The organism is Actinomyces sp. HPA0247 (genome assembly GCA_000411415.1).
Lineage (GTDB): Bacteria > Actinomycetota > Actinomycetes > Actinomycetales > Actinomycetaceae > Pauljensenia.
Window position 1 is genome coordinate 568147 of sequence record KE150450.1, and the last position, 16817, is coordinate 584963.

Here is a 16817-nt window from a genome sequence, read left to right on the forward strand (position 1 = left end):
GTGGATCTGAATCTGATCCTCGTCTGCGTCGTCATCGCCGTCGCGCTGTTCTTCAGCTACACGAACGGCTTCCATGACGCGGCAAACGCGATCGCGACCTCCGTGTCGACGCGCGCGTGGACTCCCCGCGCGGCGCTCCTCATGGCCGCGACGATGAACGTCATCGGCGCCATGATGGGCACGGCCGTCGCGAAGACTGTCGGCAAGGGCATCATTTCGATCAGCGACTATGCCGAGTCGCCCCTGCCGGAGATGCAGCAAAAGGGCCTGGTCATCATCCTGGCCGCCCTGCTGGGCGCCTGCATCTGGAACCTGATCACCTGGTGGTTCGGGCTCCCCTCGTCCTCCTCGCACGCCCTGATCGGCGGCATGGTGGGCGCAGGCCTCATGAGCGGCACGGTCGTGTACTGGTGGGGCATCATGAGCCACGTCGTCATCCCGATGTTTGCCTCCCCCATCATCGGCTTCGTCATTGGCTACATCGCCATGAAGATCGTGCTGTCGCTGCTGCACAAGGCGCAGTATCACCGCACGATGCGTCGCTTCCGCGCCGCGCAGCGCTTCTCGTCGGCGGCTATGGCCCTGGGCCACGGCATCCAGGACGCGCAGAAGACGATGGGTATCATCATCATGGCGCTGCTGGCCGGCGGTTACGGCGAGACACACAACATCCTCGATCCCGTCACGGGTGAGATGAACGTGCCGCTGTGGGTGAAGATCTCGGGTGCTCTGGCGATCTCGCTGGGCACGATGGCTGGCGGCGGGCGCATCATGCGCACGATCGGCCGCAAGATCATCGACCTGGATCCGGCTCGCGGCTTCACCGCCGAGGCCGTGTCCGCCTCGATCCTGTACCTGTGCTCGTACGTCATCCACGCCCCGATCTCGACGACACAGGTCGTGTCGACGGCGATCATGGGCGTGGGCTGCACGAAGCGGTTCTCGGCTGTGCGCTGGGGCGTCGCCGGCAACATCGTCATCGCGTGGTTCCTCACGCTGCCAGCCGCGGCCATTGTGTCTGGCATCGTGTACCTCCTCGTGGCGCTTCCCCTGGGGGTCCACTAGTGGTGCGCTCTCGCCTCATCGGCGCGATCGCCGTCGTTGGACTCCTCGCCGCCCCGCTTGCGGCATGCTCGGACTCGTCCGTCATGCACATGCGGGTGGGCCAGTGCATCCTCCTGCCGGAGGGGTCGGATGAGACCACGGCGACCACCCTCGAGACGACCGGCTGTACGCGTGAGCACGACGCCGAGGTCTTCCACATCGACACGGTGGCCGACGGGGATTTCCCGGGTGCGGACGAGCTCAACAGGCAGGCCGAATCGATGTGTATCTCGGCGTTTGATGAGTACGTGGGCGCGGACTACCTGACGTCATCGCTGGATGCGACGTGGATGATCCCGACGAAGGATTCGTGGGCGCAGAAGGACCGCACAATCGTGTGTCTGGCTCGTCCGCTGGATCATTCAAAGCTCACCTCGTCGGTGAAGGAGTCGGGCCTGTAGGGTTTCCTCCACCTCGACATGTCGATGGGTGGTGCGTGGTTCATTCCGCGCACCACCCACTACTTTTACCGCGCGGTATTGTGATTGTTACAATTCGTATCGCGCCCGCTCACAGGACTCTTCTGAAGGCTTCCTCCCGGCCCGCGCACACCCCCATCGAACACGCCCCACTGTCAAGGAGCACCATGTCCCGCACCCTGCCTCGCGCCCTGGCTCTGACGGCATCAGCCCTCGCCCTCGCCCTGACGACGTCGGCCTGCAGCCTGCTCTCCTTCGGCCCGCGCACCTCCGCTTTCAGCATGAAGGTCGGCCAGTGTGTTCAGCTGCCCACTGGCGATGGCGATAACGTCACCGACCTGGAGACTACCGACTGCTCTGCCTTGCATGATGCCGAGGTCTTCCACCTGACCCAGGTCACCGAGGACGAGCGCCCGAGCGACTCCGAGCTCGAGGACATGGGAGGCGACGCCTGCCTGGCGGCCTTCGAGGGATACGTCGGCATCCCCTACGAGGAGTCCGAGCTGGACTACACGATGCTCTACCCGTCCCCGGGCAGCTGGGAGCAGTGCGACCGCGAGATCATCTGCTTTATCATTTCCGGTGACGGCACGGACACTCAGCTGTCCGGCTCCATGAAGGGTTCCAACAAGTAAGCGGACACCTTCGCACCCAAGGAGAATCATGTCCCAACGTTCATTCGCATCCCGCACCGCGCGCCCCGCGCTGATCCTCGGGGTCTCGGCCACCATCCTGAGTCTGGGCTTGTCCGCCTGTTCCGTGTCGATGTCTGGAACGCGCAAGCCTTCGAAGGACTCGCGCACACCCGCGGCCTCAGCGACGGCCGATACGCAGACGCAGTCACACATCGGGGAGTGTTTCCAGTACGGGCCCAATGAGGACAGTGACGTCACCAAGGTCGACTGCAACCAGCCTCACGATGGGGAATACTTTCATATTTTTGACTTCGCAGGCACGACCCTCCCGTCCGACGACGAATTTGACGAGGAGAGCGACGAGATCTGCGGCCTGATCTTCGAGCACTACGTCGGCAAGCCCCTCGCGGACTCCACGTTGGACTACGACTGGTTTCCGCCCGGCCCACAGACCTGGGCAAAGGGCGACCACACGGTGCAATGCTACGTCTTCGCGAAGGACAACAGTAAGCTCACCGGTTCCGCGAGGAACTCCAACATGTGACCCCGCTTTTAAGCGTGCTCGTGGCGGCTCGGCTTGTGCCGGGTCGCCTCAGTGCTTCTTGGAGGCCTTGCGCGCGTGGGTGGCGGGGTTTTTCGTGGTGACGCCGTGCGTTTCGAGGGCTGCGACGACCGGCCCGTCGGGACCGTGCTCGACGTGTGCGACGAGGACCTGGCCGTAGGTCAGGCGCGGTGCCTCGCTGCCGGCAACGGCACCGGACGCGTAGGCGCGGATCTCCTCGATGACGGCCTCACGCGCGGCGCCCGCGACGGACAGGACCGTGGGGGACGCGTGCTCGCGCAGGCGCTGCGCCGCGAAGGCGCGGACACGACCGAGGCGTGCCTCGTCGCCGATAGATGCGTCTGAGCCGGTGGCGGTCAGGTCGAGGGAGTCGACGAGCGTCACCGATCCCCCACCCATCGATGCCCAGGGCGTGAGGCTCTGGCGCGCGCGGGCGACCGGCGACGCGAACGCACGGGCGACGCCGAAGCTCGAGAGCAGGTCAATGAGATCGAAAGCCTGGCGCACACCGAATCGGCTGAGCGGCGGGTCGACGGGTTCGCGAGCAGCTTCGACCTTCTTCGCCGAGGCCTGCTCCACCTGGGCGGCCCTCCTGGCCGCGGCGGACGCGACCATCGCGGGGGTCGGCGCGGGGCGAGGCTTGGCGGGAGCCGCAGCCGCGGCAGGCACGGCAGGCACGGCGGGGCCGCCGGAAGACGCGGAAGACCCGGAAGAAGCGGCAGGCGACGCGGAAGCGTGGGCGTCCCCGGCCTCGTCGAGGCGCGGGGTGACGCCCTGCCCGGGACGCAGAACGAGGAGCGTTGTCGTCACGAGGCGGCCTTCGCGGGCGCGAGCGACGATGTCGGCGAGGAGGCGGCGGTCGCCTCGGCGCGTGAGCATGTCGGCGGCGCGCTCGGGCGAGGTCCACGCGGTCTGGTCGATTTCGGTGCGCGGGGCGCGCGCGACGGGGGCGCGCAGGCGCTCGGAGGCGTGGCCGGGGGGAACCGGTGTGCCCACCCAGTAGTGGACTTCCTTGGTCTGCCCGCCGCCCAGGCGGTAGCGCTGGGTCGTCAGGGGTGCGCCGAGCGTGACGATCTGTCCGGTCTCTTCCTCGACTTCGCGCACCGCAGCGGCGACGAGGGACTCACCGTTTTCGGTCTTGCCCTTGGGCCAGGACCAGTCGTGGTAGCGCGGCCGGTGGACCATGAGGACTTCGATGTCCGCGGGGTCGATAGGCTCGCCGGGGACGGCGACGCGCGCGGGGTCCGTGAAGCGCCAGACGAGTGCGCCCGCAGAGCGAACGAGTCGCTGGGGGCGTGGGGCTGGCATCGGGCGCATAGGGAATAGGGTAGTCGCCCGGGCGCGCCCTTGCCCTGGTGGGCGCGCCACGTCACCCCGGGTCACGCCCGGTGCGAGGCGCCCCGGCCTCGTCGGCGAGGGGTCAGTCGAGGGTGCCGACGGCCGCCTCCCGCGCGGCGACGTCGAGCTCGTCGGCGGTGACCAAGAGTGCGGAGTGGCGCATGGTGACGCGGTGGGCGAGCGGATCCGAGGGGTCTTCGATCCACAGGGCCCCGGCCTCGCCGGCGGCGAGCACGCGCATCGCCCGCGATGCCTGGGCGAGCACGTACTCGAGGTCGTCGTCGGTCAGGTCGCCGCGCAGCAGCGAGTCGACCTCCTCCATGATGAGGTTCAGGGAGCGCAGCTCGACGGGGGCCTCGAGGCCCTGAATGATGGGCGCGTGCATCCCGTCGGCGTAGCGCTCAGCCACCAGGAGCGGATCGCGGTGGTACCACTCGTGCAGCAGGTAGACGCGCCAGAGCGCCCCGGGGAGCGTGAACTCGGGGCTGCGCGACCACACGTGCGCGATCGTGTCAACGCCGCGAGTGCGCACGGTCTCACGCAGGCGAGCGACGTCCGCGTCGGTGAAGGTCTCGTCTCCCACGCCCATGAGGGCCCAGGCGGCGGTGTGCGCGACGGCGGCGCTGGCCGCGGGATCTTCGTCGCCGACGATGGCCTCAGCCCGGGCTGCGTCGAGCATGGCGGGGCGTCGCGGCATCTTCGATTGGGCCATGGGGACTTCTTCCTCCTACAATGGGGCTGCTGGGCCTATAGCTCAATGGTAGAGCAGCGGACTTTTAATCCGTAGGTTGGGGGTTCGAGTCCCCCTGGGCCTACTGGTCGCCTCGGAACGTTCCGGGGCGTTCACGCTATCTGCGGGCGCGCGCCCGCGCTGGAGGTGCAGCATGGATCCTCGTTTTTCTCGCGCGTACGGCGCCCTGGCTGGCCTGGCGCTCGGAGACGCACTGGGCATGCCGACGCAGGCGATGTCCCCGGAGCAGATCCGCGCGGTGTACGGGACGATCACTGGCCTCGTCGACGGTGATGCCTCGCAGCCTTACGCGCCGGGGATGCCGGCCGGGTCGGTCACGGATGACACGGAGCAGGCGCTGCTGATTGCATCCCTCCTGGTACGAGGCCGGGGCACGTCCTCGGGTCGCGTGGCCCTGGACGCGGGCGAGTTCGCCCACGCGCTGCTGGCCTGGGAGGATTCGATGATCGAGCGCGGATCGCTCGACCTGCTGGGGCCCTCCACGAAGGCGGCCCTCGAGCGCGTGCGCGCGGGCGAAGACCCGCTGACGGTGGGCGGGGCTGGCACTACGAACGGCGCGGCGATGCGCGTCACCCCGATCGGCATCGCGATGCCAACGGCCGATCCGCAGGCTTTCGCGGACGCCGTCTGGTCGTCCTGCCAGGTCACGCACGCGACGCGACAGGGCTTCCAGTCGGCGGCGCTCGTGGCCGCGGCAGTGTCCATGGGGATCGACGCGCCGCGCTCGCCTTCCTTAGACCTGAGAAGCCTGCTGTGGAAGGCCCTCACCTACGTCGATTCCCTGCCCGAGCGCGGCGCATGGACCCCCGACCCGGACGTCGTCGCGGCGACGCGCAGGGCCATGCAGCTGGTCGCCAACCCCGCCTCGTCCTCCCTGGAGTGCCTGATCGAGCAGGTGGGCACGTCCGTGGCCTCGGCGCAGGCGATTCCCATGGCATTTGCGTTGCTCGCGCGTGATCCTTCGCCGCAGGCGCTGCTGGACGCTGCCAACATCGGCGGCGATACCGACACGATCGGCGCAATCGCGGGCGCAATCCTGGGCGCCGCCCTCGGCTTCGAGGTCTTTGTCGGCCGCGGCCTCGCCCAGGTCGAACTCGCCTCCCACCTGGACCTGCCGTCCGTCGCCCTCGAGCTGTTGGAGCTGCGTGCGGCTCACGAGCCTGCCGCGAGCGCGCCCACGTCCTCCGAGACTGAGGGTACGAGCGAGGCCGCTTCTCCCGAGGCACCCACCCCGGCCTCGTCCCCCGATCCCGGGGCGGGCCGAGTCGTCCTCATGGGGCAGATCCTCGTGGACCGTGTCCTTCAGGGGGCGCGTCCGATTCACGGCGGCGGCTCCGAATGGGCGCGTGACGGGGGCACGCACGTGGGCGGTGGCTTCAACGCGCTCGTGGCGGCGCGCCGGATGGGAGCCGAGGCCATCTCCCTCAGCCCGATCGGCACCGGCCCCCACGCCTCGATGATCGAGGCTGCCCTCGCGCGCGAGGGAATCGTCGATGCCGGACCACGCGTGGATGGCGTGGACAACGGATTCTGCGTCGCCATGATTGGTCACGACGCCGAACGCACCTTCATCTCTACGAAGGGCGCTGAGACGATGACACCCGAGACCGCGTGGGCGGACTTCGTGCGGACGATGAGCCCGGGTGACGTGCTGTACATCGACGGATACCTCATGGACCACCCCGCGAACCGCGAGGCCGCGGAGGCTGCGTTACGCGTCTTGCCCGAGGGTGTGCGCGTGCTCCTGGATGTCTCTCCCGTCATCGGGATCCCGGAGAGCTTGCCCACGCACCACGCGATCATCTCGATGAACAGCGTCGAGGCGAGGACAATCGCCAAGCAGTCGCGACTTGACGGCTACCTGCCTTTTGGCTCTCTCAGTTGCCGCCTCGCACAGACACTGGGGCACGACACGTTGATTCGCCTCGGAGCATCCGGCGCGTTATTTGCTCGCTCTGGCAGCCCCGATAGCGAAACATCAGCCGCGCAGATCCCGACCCCGACCGTCGATGCTGTCGACACGAACGGGGCCGGCGACGCCCACAGCGGCGTCCTGGCGGCATCACTTGCCCTTGGTATCCCACTTGAGCGAGGCCTTGTCCTCGCCAACTGTGCGGGTGCCCTGGCCTCGACCGTACCCGGTCCGGCCTCGTGCCCGACGCGCGAGGACATCGAGGCCGCGGCGGACGCGCTGAGCGAGTCGGGAAACTGACATGGATCCGCGCTTTGATCGTGCCCACGGGGCGATGGTCGGCCTTTTCTACGGTCAGGCACTTGAGGTGGACGCGACGGTCGATAAGGGCAGTCAGTCGGTGCCCCTCAGCGAGAGCATTCTCTCTCTGATGGCGGCCACCGAGTCCACGAAACAGCCGACGTTCCCCTGCTTCACGACACCCATTGATCACTTGTATGGCCTGATGCTCGGAGCCGTCCAGCTCGGCATCACCACCTCGATAAGCAGTCCCCAAGCCTTCGCGGACGCCGTGTGGGACAACAGCCAGAAACGGGAGCCCACGCGCCAGGACTTCCAGGCGACGGCGCTGGTTGCCGCCGCAGTGTCGATCGGCCTAGACAGTCCGAACTTCCGCGTGGAGGACGCTCTCGTGCGAGCCGTCGACGTCGTGTCGTTGGCGGAGCCTCACGGCGAGTGGAGCCCTGAGCCGGACGTGCTGGCCGCGACCCGGAGGGCGTTGAACATCGCAAGCGACGTCAACGACTACATCGGCTTCTCTCTCGAGCGGCTCAGCGAGCAGATCGGGTTCGGAAGTTCTCCCGCCCAGATCGTGCCGGCAGCTTTTTCCCTGGCCGCACGCTATCAGGATCACCGCCTCCTATCCTCTCCCCTGCGTCTCGGCGCCCAGGCGCACACGATCCTGTCCATCGTCGGCGCGCTGGTCGGAGCGGTTCGAGGCGCGAGCTTCCTGCGCTCCTACGGGTTGTCCCGGGTTGAGGACGCGTGCCCGCTGAACCTGGCGGATCGCGCACACAATCTGCTCGCCACACGCGCGCCTTACCCCCGCGACACTCTCGCCCCGGGCGCATCCGCGCCGCCGGTCGCCCCCTCAGCCCCAGCCTCGTTCGAGGACAGCTCATCGAGCCTGCACACGCGTCAACGCTACTTTGAGCCTGCCACCCCGCCCACTCCGCTCGGCGCACGCCGAGGCAGACCTCAGACCGGGCGCGTGCTTGTTCTCGGCGAGCTGCTCCACGACCAGGCCATGCACTCCAAGACGTACCCAAGTTTCGGCGAGCACGTGTGGGCCGAAGAACTGGGCCAGTCCACGGGCGGTATGTTCCGCGCACTGGTCGCGGCGCAACGCATGGGAGCCGAGGTCATCTCGCTCTGCCCAATCGGAGAAGGGCCCAATGCCGAGGCCATTTCGCAGGCCTTAGCTCGCGAGGGCATCATCGATGCCGGTCCCCGATTCTCGGGGGCTGACAACGGCTACCGACTGATCTTTACAGGCGACAACGGCTGGCGGCTGACCGTTGCAACGAAGAGCCCACTACCCAAAGACGCCACACGGGTATGGGCGGAAGCCATCCAATCGATGGGCCCCGCCGATGTCCTGTGCATCGATGGCGCGCTGCTCGCCCAACAACCGATGACGCGGGCCCTGCGCAAGGCTGTGGCAGGCCTGCCCGATCACGCGCGCGTCGTCTTCGACGCATCCTCTCACAAGGGTTTCCTCGAGGACCTTCCCCTCGACAATGTCATCGTGTCACTGCGCGCTTCCCAACGGCCCGGCTTCAGCGGCTTTTTCCGGCATTTCAACGACGACTATCCTCCGTTCCCCTTCTACGAGGAAAACGACGAGCCCCGGGATCAGGCAGCGGCCCTCACCATGCTGACGATGCGCTATGTCGTGCTGCGCGCAGACGATGGCCAGGTGTACTACGCCCGCCCCACCCTCGACGAAGCCCGCTTCATCCGACCTCGCGTCGTTCAATCCCCGGCACCCCCGCTCGCCAAGAACCAGAACCTGGAGACCTCGGGCATTCATTCCGCAACGTTGGCGGCCTGCCTCGCGCTCGGCATACCGGTCAAGCGGGGCATCCTGCTAGCGAATTGCGCGGCCGCACTCACCACGCCAACCTCGCTGCCCACCCGCGATTCGCTCGAGGCTGCGGCCGACAAGCTTGTGGCCCGCAATCAGGCCTGACAAGGAGAAACGAGAATGGATCCACGACTCCCCCGCGCCTTCGCGGCAATGGCAGCCCTCGTCCGCGCGGATATGGCCAACCCTGTTACCCCGGAAGCGCCGACGAAAACGGTATCGGAGGTGACGAGGCAGGCCATGGCCGTCGCCACGCAGCTGACGCGAGGCCCGGGTGGCGCCCACGCTATTCGTTCAGGCGAGTGGCACGCCCCCGTCGCGAGCGCGCTTGATCGCCTCTTGTGCGCGGTACCCATCGGTATTGCGATGTCGACGCTTGACCCCGAGGCCCTCGCAGACACCGTGTGGGCGGCGTGCGGATGTACGACTCGGAACGAATTTCAGGCGGCTGCGCTTCTCGCGACGGCGGTGTCCTTATCCATCGAATCTCGCGACATTCACCTCGTTGAGGCTGTCCAGATCGTCTCCGATATGACACCGCGCGGTGAGCCAGAGGACGGTCCCGATGTCCTGACGGCGACGCGGCTAGCGTTGAACTTCCAGGCGAACTCTGTGCGGGTCGACAGTTACGTGCCCATCAACCCGTTGACTCGCAAACTTTCCGACCATGCGCCGTCGTCTCTCCTTATTCCGCTGGCCTTCCTCGTCCCCGGTGATCGCTACGGTTCACTATCCACCACCAAGTTGGGCAAGTTGTGCGGGGAGCCGAGGCTGCTGCGCATCATTTCGGAGCTGCTGTTCAATTTCTCTCCACCCGGTCGTTACTTCTCTCACCGCTTGATGGAATGGGTGGAGCGATACTCTCAACTCGATCTACTCGGGGTCACCGGGCAGCTGCTTGAGCTGCGTCCTCCCACCCCCGAGAGCTGGCTACGGCGAGCCGTCGGACGCTCGGCTTCAGGCTCTTCGAACGGCGGCTGGTCTTCCTTCGAAGCCCCCGGGTCGACCGTTCTCACTCGAGCTGCACCCTTCGAGCCGGAGAGCAAGCCGACACCGCTCGGCCCGGCCAGGGGCAATGCGCCCGCAGGTCGCGTCGTCTTCATGAACGAGCTAACGCTCAGGTACGACCGACAGTCCGCGGACGAACCTCTGCCCAGCGGGGACGAGTGGGCTACCCGTGAGGGCGTCCAGATTGACATTTGTTTGACGGCCATGCGAGCCGCCCGAGCCATGGGCGTCGAGGTCGTGAGCCTCAGCCCGATCGGTGAGGGGCCGCGCGCATCGATCATCGCCGAGGCACTGGCTCGGGAGGGGATCATCGACGCGGGTCCGCGTGTGAGGGGGTGCGATAACGGATACGAGTCGAACGTTATCGGAGACTTCCAGCGCTCGAAGCTCTCATTCATCGAGAATGTTCCCAAGCACGCATGGGACGAGGCGATCCGCACGCTGGGACCCTCCGACGTCCTGTTCGTCGACGGCGCAGTGAGGCGTTCTCGGGAGGTTCTCTCCGCTGCTGAGAACGCACTCGTTCACCTGCCGGAGCACGTGCGCGTCGTCCTGGACGCGTCGAGGCGTGAGGCCGGGCCTGCACGTCTTCCCAAAGACAACGTGATCATGGTGTTGCATCAGTGGGGAGTGCAGGGTCTGTGCGAGCCTATCGTGCGCGATCGTTCAGCTTTTGATGCCAGCCAGGACCCGGAGCGCGCCGCCGGTTTCGTCGAACACATGTTTGGCCGCTACACACTCATCGACACAGAGACAGACGAGTCCTACCTCGCGCGCCCACTGCGCGCCAAGACCTCAGAAGTTTCGTACGTCACCCGGTTCCCAGCGCCGACCGTCGAACCGACGGATCGATTGGGGTCCCAGCACGCACGCTATGGCGTGTTGGCGGCCGCCCTCGCACAGGGGCAAACCCTCGAGCGGTGCATCCTTCTGGCGAATTGCGCGGGCGCCCTGGCCTCGACCATGCCAGGTCCGGCCTCGTGCCCGACGCGCGAGGACATCGAGGCCGCGACGGACGCACTCGCCGCGGATGCGGCTGCGGAATAGGAGAATGCAACATGGACACACGCTCTGAGCGTGCCCACGCGGTGCTGTTGGCCTGCGCGATCGGTGACGCGGCCGGGTTGCCCACCCGCGGCATGGCCCCCGACGAGATCGAGAGCACCTACGGCCCGCCGCCGACATGGTGGGATCGTGACGTCGTCCACCCCACCAAGCCCGGCGTTCCCGAGGGAACGATCACGGAGGTGACGCGCGAGATCCTGGCGGCGGCCTCGACTCTTCTCGGTGACGAGGCGGGGGCGACCATCCGGGAGCGCGCGGACACTGCACCGATGGGATGGCGTCAGCTTGTGCGTGCCATTCCCGTTGGCATCGCAACCTCGACGGCCGATCCCGAGGCCTTCGGGCAGGCTGTATGGGAGGCGTGCGGAGGGGAATGCCTCACCCGGCAGGAGTTCCAGGCGACGGCTCTGCTCGCCGCGGGCGTCTCCCTCCAGGTGGACGGGACTCAGGAGAGGCTATCGACGAGGTACAACCGCCTGTGGGAGGCCCTCCACCTCGTGGAGTCCCTGAAACCGCGCGGCACCTGGAGTCCGGAGCCAGACGTCGTGGCGGCAACCCGCCGGGCGATGAACATCGCCATGCAGGTGGCAACGACGCCCACGCAGATCCTGACCGAGCAATTCGGCTCCTCCCCGGAACCCACGCGCATGGTCCCGCTGTGTTTCGGACTGAGCACGTACCTCGCGCACTGGCTCTCGCGCTACGGGATCACGCGGATAGGAGGCGACACCAGCCTCATGAGCGCAATCGTCGGCGCTCTCTGCGGCGAGGCGAAGGGGCATCACGAATTGCGGCGCGGCTCGTGGATGCAGGTCGAGGAGGTCAACGACCTCGACCTGACATCGCTCGCTGAGCGCCTCGTCGCGCGCCGCCCCGCGCCCGTGGATGACGCAGCCCGCGACGATGATGCGTCCGACGAGGGTGCCACGGCGGCCTGGGAGTCGCCCAACGCGCCTTCCCCGTTCGAGGATCCCAGCTCCACCCGAATGACACGACGGACACTGTTCACGCAGGTGTCGCCTCCGACTCCGCTCGGTTCCGCGCGCGGAGAGGCTCCCGTGGGGCGCGTCGCCTACATGGGCCAGCTCGTGCTCAACCAGTCGCTACATGTGTCTTCCTTCCCCGAGCCGGGTGGGGATGTGTGGGCCGCCGACGAGGGAATGGAGCTAATCGGAGGCATCGAGGTCCTGCGCGCTGCTCGACGCATGGGGCTCGAGGCCGTCTCCCTCGGCCCGATCGGCGAAGGCCCCCACGCCTCGCTCATCGAGGAAATCCTGCGACGAGAGGGCATCATCAACGCGGGGCCGCGCATCCCGGGAATAGACAACGGCTACCGAGTGACGATCACCGACGACGCGGGGCAACGCCTCGTCGTCAGGGCGATGATAGACAAGTGCGCGGTGCCAACCCGTGCGTGGGCTGAGTTCACCCAGACGATGGGCCCGGCCGACGTGCTCTACTACGACGGCGAGTTTGCGGGCGCGTACGGATACGACTATGGGGACCTGGGAAACGATGATGCCGCTCGCGAGGCGCTCCTGCGCTTGCCCGAGCATGTGCGCCTCGTCCTCGACACGTCCTACCGAGGGGAGATGCCCTCCGGCATTCCCTTCGACAACACCATCTTCGTTATTGGCCAGGATGAGGTCGCGGGGATAGGCACTCGCATGACCTGCGACCGCACCGCGTTCGATGGCAGCCGTACGTTCCGCGGCGCAGCTTTCGAGGCCACCAGGCTCTTCGATTGCCACGCTCTCGTTCCCTCGGGGCCGGAGGGGGCCCACTTCTCCAGGCCTAACTACGGCGGAGAGGACTTGAGTTGGCCGACGGTGACGCACTGCCCGGCACCGCCCTTCGGGGCCGAGGACCCACTCGAGGCCAGACACGTATTTTCCGGTGTCTTCGCGGCGTCCCTCGCCAGGGGCCTGCCCATCGAACGGGCGATCCAGCTCGCGGTGTGCGCACGCGCCCTCGCCACGGCCACGCCCGGCAGGGCGACGTGCCCGACGCGCGAGGAGATCGAGGCCGCGGCGGATGCGCTGAAGGCACAGGCAGACGGGGAGTGAGCGCCGCTCAAACCCAGTTGACCGCCAACTGAACGACCTCAGCGGCGCCACATCTGCGCAGGTCGAGAGACTCAGACGTGCGAGATGCGTCAAATATTCAACCGAGTAGTCTATTTTGCGCCTCCGAGGGTACACAATGACCCCATGACGACAAACGACACCCAGGACCGCGGCGGCATCATCGGCGGGGCACTCACGGTTGCCCTGCTGATCACGCTGGCCGTGCAGAACGCCGTGCCCCCGATGGCGACCGACATGTACTCGGCCGCGTTCCCGCAGATCACCGCGGACCTGGCGACGAACTCGACAATGCTCGGGTTCACGCTCACGACCTTCTTCGTGGGCTACGCGACCGGCCAGGTCCTGGGCGGCGCAATCTCGGACCAGATCGGGCGCCGCCGCCCGATCATCGCGGGCGGCATCATCGCCCTCGTCGGCTCCATGATCTGCGTGTTCACGCCCAACATCTGGGTGCTCCTCGTGGGTCGAGTCTTCCAGGGCCTTGGCGGCGGCGTCGCCTCCTCGGTGGGCCGCGCGATCCTCGTCGACGTCGCGCACGGCAAGACGCTGGCTCGCGCGATGAGTCTCCTCCAGGCGATCGTCGGCTTCGCTCCGATGCTCGCCCCGGTCCTCGGCGCGTTCATCATCACGCACGCGACGTGGAGGGTCGTCTTCTGGGCGCTCGCCGCCTTCACGCTGCTCATGGCGGCCCTCGCGTGGTTCGTCGTGCCTGAGTCCCTGCCCGAGGATCGCCGCCACCCCGGCGGTATTCCGCGGTTCTTCTCCGGCCTCGTCCAGGTCGTGCGCGTCCGCCCGTTCGTGGGCTTCATGCTGACCAACGCCTTCTCGAGCTTCTGCATGTTCGGCTACATTTCGAACGCCACGTACGTGCTGCAGGGCCCGCTGGGCCTGTCCCCCATGGCTTTCGCGTGGGTGTTCGCGTTTAACGCGCTGCTGTCGACCGGTTTCGCGCTGGTCAACGTGCGCCTGATCTCGCACTTCACGCCGCGCACGCTCATCATCACGGGCCTCACGATCACCGCAACCGGTGTGGTGACGCTGGCAATCTCGACATTCCTCCTCGACCTGCCGCTGATTCTCACGTGTGTGGGCTTCGCGCTGGTCATGACGGCGAACGCGTTCATTTTCGGCAACTCGGGCGCGCAGGCCATGAGCGAGGCGCGCGAGCACGCAGGCACAGCCTCGTCCGTCATGGGCGTGTTCCAGTCGATCGCGAACGGCATCGCCGCTCCCCTGGCGACCTCGGGCGGCGACAGCGCCGTACCGATGGTGCTCGTCATGATCGTCGGCTCCGTCGGCGCGTGGTTCGCGTTCTGGGTGATCGCCCGCGGCGGCAAGCACACACAGCGCCACCTCAGCCTCGACTGAGGGGCGGTACCTCGCAGGGCCCTTAGTCGCGCGAGGCTAGCCACACCGCGACCGACACCAGGACTAGGCCGATCAGCTCGAAGACGCCGGGGATCTGGCGCAGCATGACGGCTCCAACCAGCGCCGACGTGGCCGGCAGGATCGCGGCGAACAGCGCGAAGGTCGACGCCGCCAGGCGCCGCATCGCGAGCGCCTCGAAGGTGTAGGGAATCGCGGTGGACAGCAGGCCCACGCCGATGACGATGGCGATCAGCTTCCACGAGGCCGTGGCCGCCATCGCACCCGGACCGAGGAAAGGCGCGAAAAACAGGGTGCCCCACGCGCAGCCGAGCGCCAGGTTCGTCACCCCATCGCGCGTGGTCGAGGCCTTCTGCCCAACGACGATGTAGGCCGACCAGGCAAGGGCCGCGAGGAGGATCCAGGCGACGCCGACGCGCACGCTCGGCACGCTCAGGTCGAGGGCGAGCCCGCCGATGCACGCCACCCCCGCGAACGCGAGGACTGCGGCGATGCGCGGACGCCAGCCACGGCCTCGGAGAACGGCGACGGCGACCGGGCCGATGAACTCGATGGACACGGCAGTCCCCAGGGGAATGCGCGCGATGGACTCGTAGAACGAGGAGTTCATTGTCAGGATGATGATGCCGAAGAGCGCGGAAATCGCCAGGTCAGAGCGCGTGAGGCCGCCGCGCCACGGGCGCTTCCACGCGAGGAGGACGACCGCGCCGGTCAGGACGCGCCACCAGGCGACGGAGGCGGGTTCGACGGACGCGAAGGCGATGACCGCGAGCGCCGCGCCCACGTACTGGATGAGGCCGGAGCCGACGATGTAGAGCTGGGGTGGGATGCGGTCGGTGACGGGGCGCTGGGCGGGTGCGTTCACTGAGTGCGCGCGTTCACTTCGCGGGCGCGAAGGTGAGGGCCGCCGAGTTCATGCAGTAGCGCATGCCGGTGGGCTGGTCGGGCGCGTCGGGGAAGACGTGGCCGAGGTGGGAGCCGCACGTCGCGCAGCGCACTTCGGTGCGGATCATGCCGTGGCTGGTGTCGACGCTCTCGACGGTCGCGCCGTCGTGGGCCTGGAAGAAGGAGGGCCACCCGCAGGAGGAGTCGAATTTCGCGTCGGAGTCGAAGAGAGCGGATCCGCAGGCCGCGCACGAGTAGGTGCCGACGCGCGCCTCGTCGAGGAGCTCGCCCGTGAAGGGGCGCTCGGTGCCGGCCTCGCGCAGCACGTGGTAGCGCATGGGGCTCAGGAGCTTCTTCCACTCGGCGTCGGTGCGGGCAGCGGGATCAGTAGCGTTCATGCTTCTATTGTCCCGCGCGGCCCGCGCCCTCGCACGCGTGCGGCCGCTTTCCTCACGCGCCTCGATCGACGAGGCGGGGGCTCAGTCCGCGATCACCGCTCCGGACCCACGTTTGCCGAAGAGGCGCCGCGGAACGATCGTCACGCCCGACATGATCCAGAGCGCGCCGGTAATGAGCGCGAGACCGACGAGATCGAGGAGGCTCGGAACCTGTCCGAGCAGGACGACGCCGGCAACCATCGCGACCGCGGGAAAGAAAACGTTGTATCGAGCTTCAGTTCGCGCATCTGCCGGTTGAGCGCCAACGCGGCGCAGCACGGTGGGACTGACAAATATCAAGCAGCTGACAGCGATGATGACCGCGAGAAAGCGTCCATTCATGGCGGGAATCCCATGAATGGCGGCGTCCCGCAGACCGAATCCCAGCGCAGCGATGATGAAGCCAACCCCGGAGACCGCTCCGCGGTCGTAGCCGAGATGCGACGCGACACCCTTCATCACCGTCATGATGAGCAGGAGAACACCAGCCCATAGGCTCGCCATCATGCCTACCTGCATCGCCTTGCCATCGAGGGTGCTCGGGGACGCCTGGTATGCAAACGCGACGTGCCCCGCAAGGGCAAGAGCGAGGCTAAGGAAACGACGTTTCCCCTGCCCGTGGATGACGCCGATCGACAGACCGACGGTCATCGAAATCGCCACGGCGGTACCAACCGATAGATGGCTGAGCGCCGTGAACATGCGACTACCGTACAGAAAATACAAGACCCCGAAGAGGACGCCGATGCCGAGCCCACGCAGGCCAAAGTGCTGGCGCCAGGGCCTGTTGCGCACGATGAGGACGATCGCCGCGGGGACCAGGATCATCCACGCGATGGTGTCGGGAGCCGCGACGCCCAGGATCGTTCCGGCCAGAGTGATGCCTATGGCAGGGAGAACAACACCGGCGGCGAGGGCTGCATGGACGGCGCCGCCGACGCGCCCTCCAGGAGAATCCTGCGGCTCGGGCACAGCCTGCTGGCCAGGCATGACATGTGGATCGTGCGTGACCTGCGGGTCGTGCGTCTCGCCGGGGGCGGCGGGATCGGGAGCGGTCATGCCTCTATTGTCGCGGACCGCCC

The 16817-nt window shown here is 67.3% G+C and carries 14 protein-coding genes and 1 tRNA gene; 10 read left to right on the plus strand and 5 right to left on the minus strand.

The window, feature by feature from the left end; all coding sequences use genetic code 11:
* The 4 genes from HMPREF1478_RS02370 to HMPREF1478_RS02385 all read left to right on the plus strand — a co-directional run bounded on the left by HMPREF1478_RS02370 (position 1) and on the right by HMPREF1478_RS02385 (position 2702).
* Positions 1-1065: an inorganic phosphate transporter gene (locus HMPREF1478_RS02370; protein ID WP_016460483.1), complete on the plus strand. Its 1065-nt coding sequence runs from the start codon at positions 1-3 to the stop codon at positions 1063-1065.
* A complete protein-coding gene (locus tag HMPREF1478_RS02375; protein ID WP_016460484.1) occupies positions 1065-1505 on the plus strand; it encodes a septum formation family protein in 441 nt (146 codons plus the stop codon). The genes HMPREF1478_RS02370 and HMPREF1478_RS02375 overlap by 1 nt, the downstream gene beginning before the upstream one ends.
* 185 nt (positions 1506-1690) lie before the next feature.
* Positions 1691-2158, plus strand: a complete 468-nt coding sequence (locus HMPREF1478_RS02380; protein WP_016460485.1) for a septum formation family protein — start codon at positions 1691-1693, stop codon at positions 2156-2158.
* Between the two features lie 28 nt (positions 2159-2186).
* Positions 2187-2702 (plus strand): septum formation family protein, encoded by a 516-nt coding sequence (locus HMPREF1478_RS02385; protein ID WP_016460486.1) that lies wholly within the window; start codon positions 2187-2189, stop codon positions 2700-2702.
* Between the two features lie 48 nt (positions 2703-2750).
* On the opposite strand, the gene HMPREF1478_RS02390 is transcribed toward HMPREF1478_RS02385, so the two are convergent.
* Positions 2751-4028, minus strand: coding sequence for an NUDIX domain-containing protein (locus HMPREF1478_RS02390; protein ID WP_034474842.1), 1278 nt, complete (start codon positions 4026-4028; stop codon positions 2751-2753).
* A 112-nt stretch (positions 4029-4140) separates the two neighbouring features.
* On the minus strand, positions 4141-4770 hold the full coding sequence (locus tag HMPREF1478_RS02395) for a hypothetical protein (protein ID WP_016460488.1): 630 nt from the start codon (positions 4768-4770) through the stop codon (positions 4141-4143).
* A gap of 31 nt (positions 4771-4801) precedes the next feature.
* On the opposite strand from HMPREF1478_RS02395, the gene HMPREF1478_RS02400 reads away from it, so the two are divergent.
* The 6 genes from HMPREF1478_RS02400 (at position 4802) to HMPREF1478_RS02425 (ending at position 14395) form a co-directional block, all read left to right on the plus strand.
* Positions 4802-4873, plus strand: a tRNA-Lys gene (locus tag HMPREF1478_RS02400).
* Positions 4874-4942: 69 nt separating this feature from the next.
* Positions 4943-7021, plus strand: coding sequence for a PfkB family carbohydrate kinase (locus tag HMPREF1478_RS02405; protein ID WP_016460489.1), 2079 nt, complete (start codon positions 4943-4945; stop codon positions 7019-7021).
* Between the two features lies 1 nt (position 7022).
* Positions 7023-8972 carry an ADP-ribosylglycohydrolase family protein gene (locus HMPREF1478_RS02410; RefSeq protein ID WP_016460490.1) on the plus strand — a complete coding sequence of 650 codons (1950 nt, stop codon included), beginning with the start codon at positions 7023-7025 and terminating at the stop codon, positions 8970-8972.
* A gap of 15 nt (positions 8973-8987) precedes the next feature.
* On the plus strand, positions 8988-10922 hold the full coding sequence (locus HMPREF1478_RS02415; RefSeq protein WP_016460491.1) for a carbohydrate kinase family protein: 1935 nt from the start codon (positions 8988-8990) through the stop codon (positions 10920-10922).
* Between the two features lie 11 nt (positions 10923-10933).
* Positions 10934-13006, plus strand: coding sequence for an ADP-ribosylglycohydrolase family protein (locus HMPREF1478_RS02420; RefSeq protein ID WP_016460492.1), 2073 nt, complete (start codon positions 10934-10936; stop codon positions 13004-13006).
* A gap of 144 nt (positions 13007-13150) precedes the next feature.
* Positions 13151-14395, plus strand: a complete 1245-nt coding sequence (locus HMPREF1478_RS02425; protein ID WP_016460493.1) for a multidrug effflux MFS transporter — start codon at positions 13151-13153, stop codon at positions 14393-14395.
* A gap of 22 nt (positions 14396-14417) precedes the next feature.
* Here the strand turns inward: HMPREF1478_RS02425 and HMPREF1478_RS02430 are convergent, their stop codons facing one another.
* The 3 genes from HMPREF1478_RS02430 to HMPREF1478_RS02440 form a co-directional block, all read right to left on the minus strand.
* Positions 14418-15278: an EamA family transporter gene (locus HMPREF1478_RS02430; protein WP_016460494.1), complete on the minus strand. Its 861-nt coding sequence runs from the start codon at positions 15276-15278 to the stop codon at positions 14418-14420.
* 13 nt (positions 15279-15291) lie between these two features.
* Positions 15292-15696: a peptide-methionine (R)-S-oxide reductase MsrB gene (msrB, locus tag HMPREF1478_RS02435; RefSeq protein ID WP_016460495.1), complete on the minus strand. Its 405-nt coding sequence runs from the start codon at positions 15694-15696 to the stop codon at positions 15292-15294.
* Between the two features lie 81 nt (positions 15697-15777).
* Entirely contained in the window at positions 15778-16794 is a 1017-nt protein-coding gene (locus tag HMPREF1478_RS02440) for a DMT family transporter (RefSeq protein WP_016460496.1), read from the minus strand.
* Positions 16795-16817: the final 23 nt, after the last annotated feature.

Excerpts from the sequence above, each read along its gene's own strand:
- HMPREF1478_RS02385 (WP_016460486.1), top strand. The coding sequence starts at position 2,187 with ATGTCCCAACGTTCATTCGCATCCCGCACCGCGCGCCCCGCGCTGATC.
- HMPREF1478_RS02415 (WP_016460491.1), top strand. The coding sequence starts at position 8,988 with ATGGATCCACGACTCCCCCGCGCCTTCGCGGCAATGGCAGCCCTCGTC.
- HMPREF1478_RS02390 (WP_034474842.1), bottom strand. The coding sequence starts at position 4,028 with ATGCCAGCCCCACGCCCCCAGCGACTCGTTCGCTCTGCGGGCGCACTC.
- HMPREF1478_RS02405 (WP_016460489.1), top strand. The coding sequence starts at position 4,943 with ATGGATCCTCGTTTTTCTCGCGCGTACGGCGCCCTGGCTGGCCTGGCG.
- HMPREF1478_RS02410 (WP_016460490.1), top strand. The coding sequence starts at position 7,023 with ATGGATCCGCGCTTTGATCGTGCCCACGGGGCGATGGTCGGCCTTTTC.
- HMPREF1478_RS02440 (WP_016460496.1), bottom strand. The coding sequence starts at position 16,794 with ATGACCGCTCCCGATCCCGCCGCCCCCGGCGAGACGCACGACCCGCAG.
- HMPREF1478_RS02380 (WP_016460485.1), top strand. The coding sequence starts at position 1,691 with ATGTCCCGCACCCTGCCTCGCGCCCTGGCTCTGACGGCATCAGCCCTC.
- HMPREF1478_RS02425 (WP_016460493.1), top strand. The coding sequence starts at position 13,151 with ATGACGACAAACGACACCCAGGACCGCGGCGGCATCATCGGCGGGGCA.
- msrB (WP_016460495.1), bottom strand. The coding sequence starts at position 15,696 with ATGAACGCTACTGATCCCGCTGCCCGCACCGACGCCGAGTGGAAGAAG.
- HMPREF1478_RS02395 (WP_016460488.1), bottom strand. The coding sequence starts at position 4,770 with ATGGCCCAATCGAAGATGCCGCGACGCCCCGCCATGCTCGACGCAGCC.
- HMPREF1478_RS02420 (WP_016460492.1), top strand. The coding sequence starts at position 10,934 with ATGGACACACGCTCTGAGCGTGCCCACGCGGTGCTGTTGGCCTGCGCG.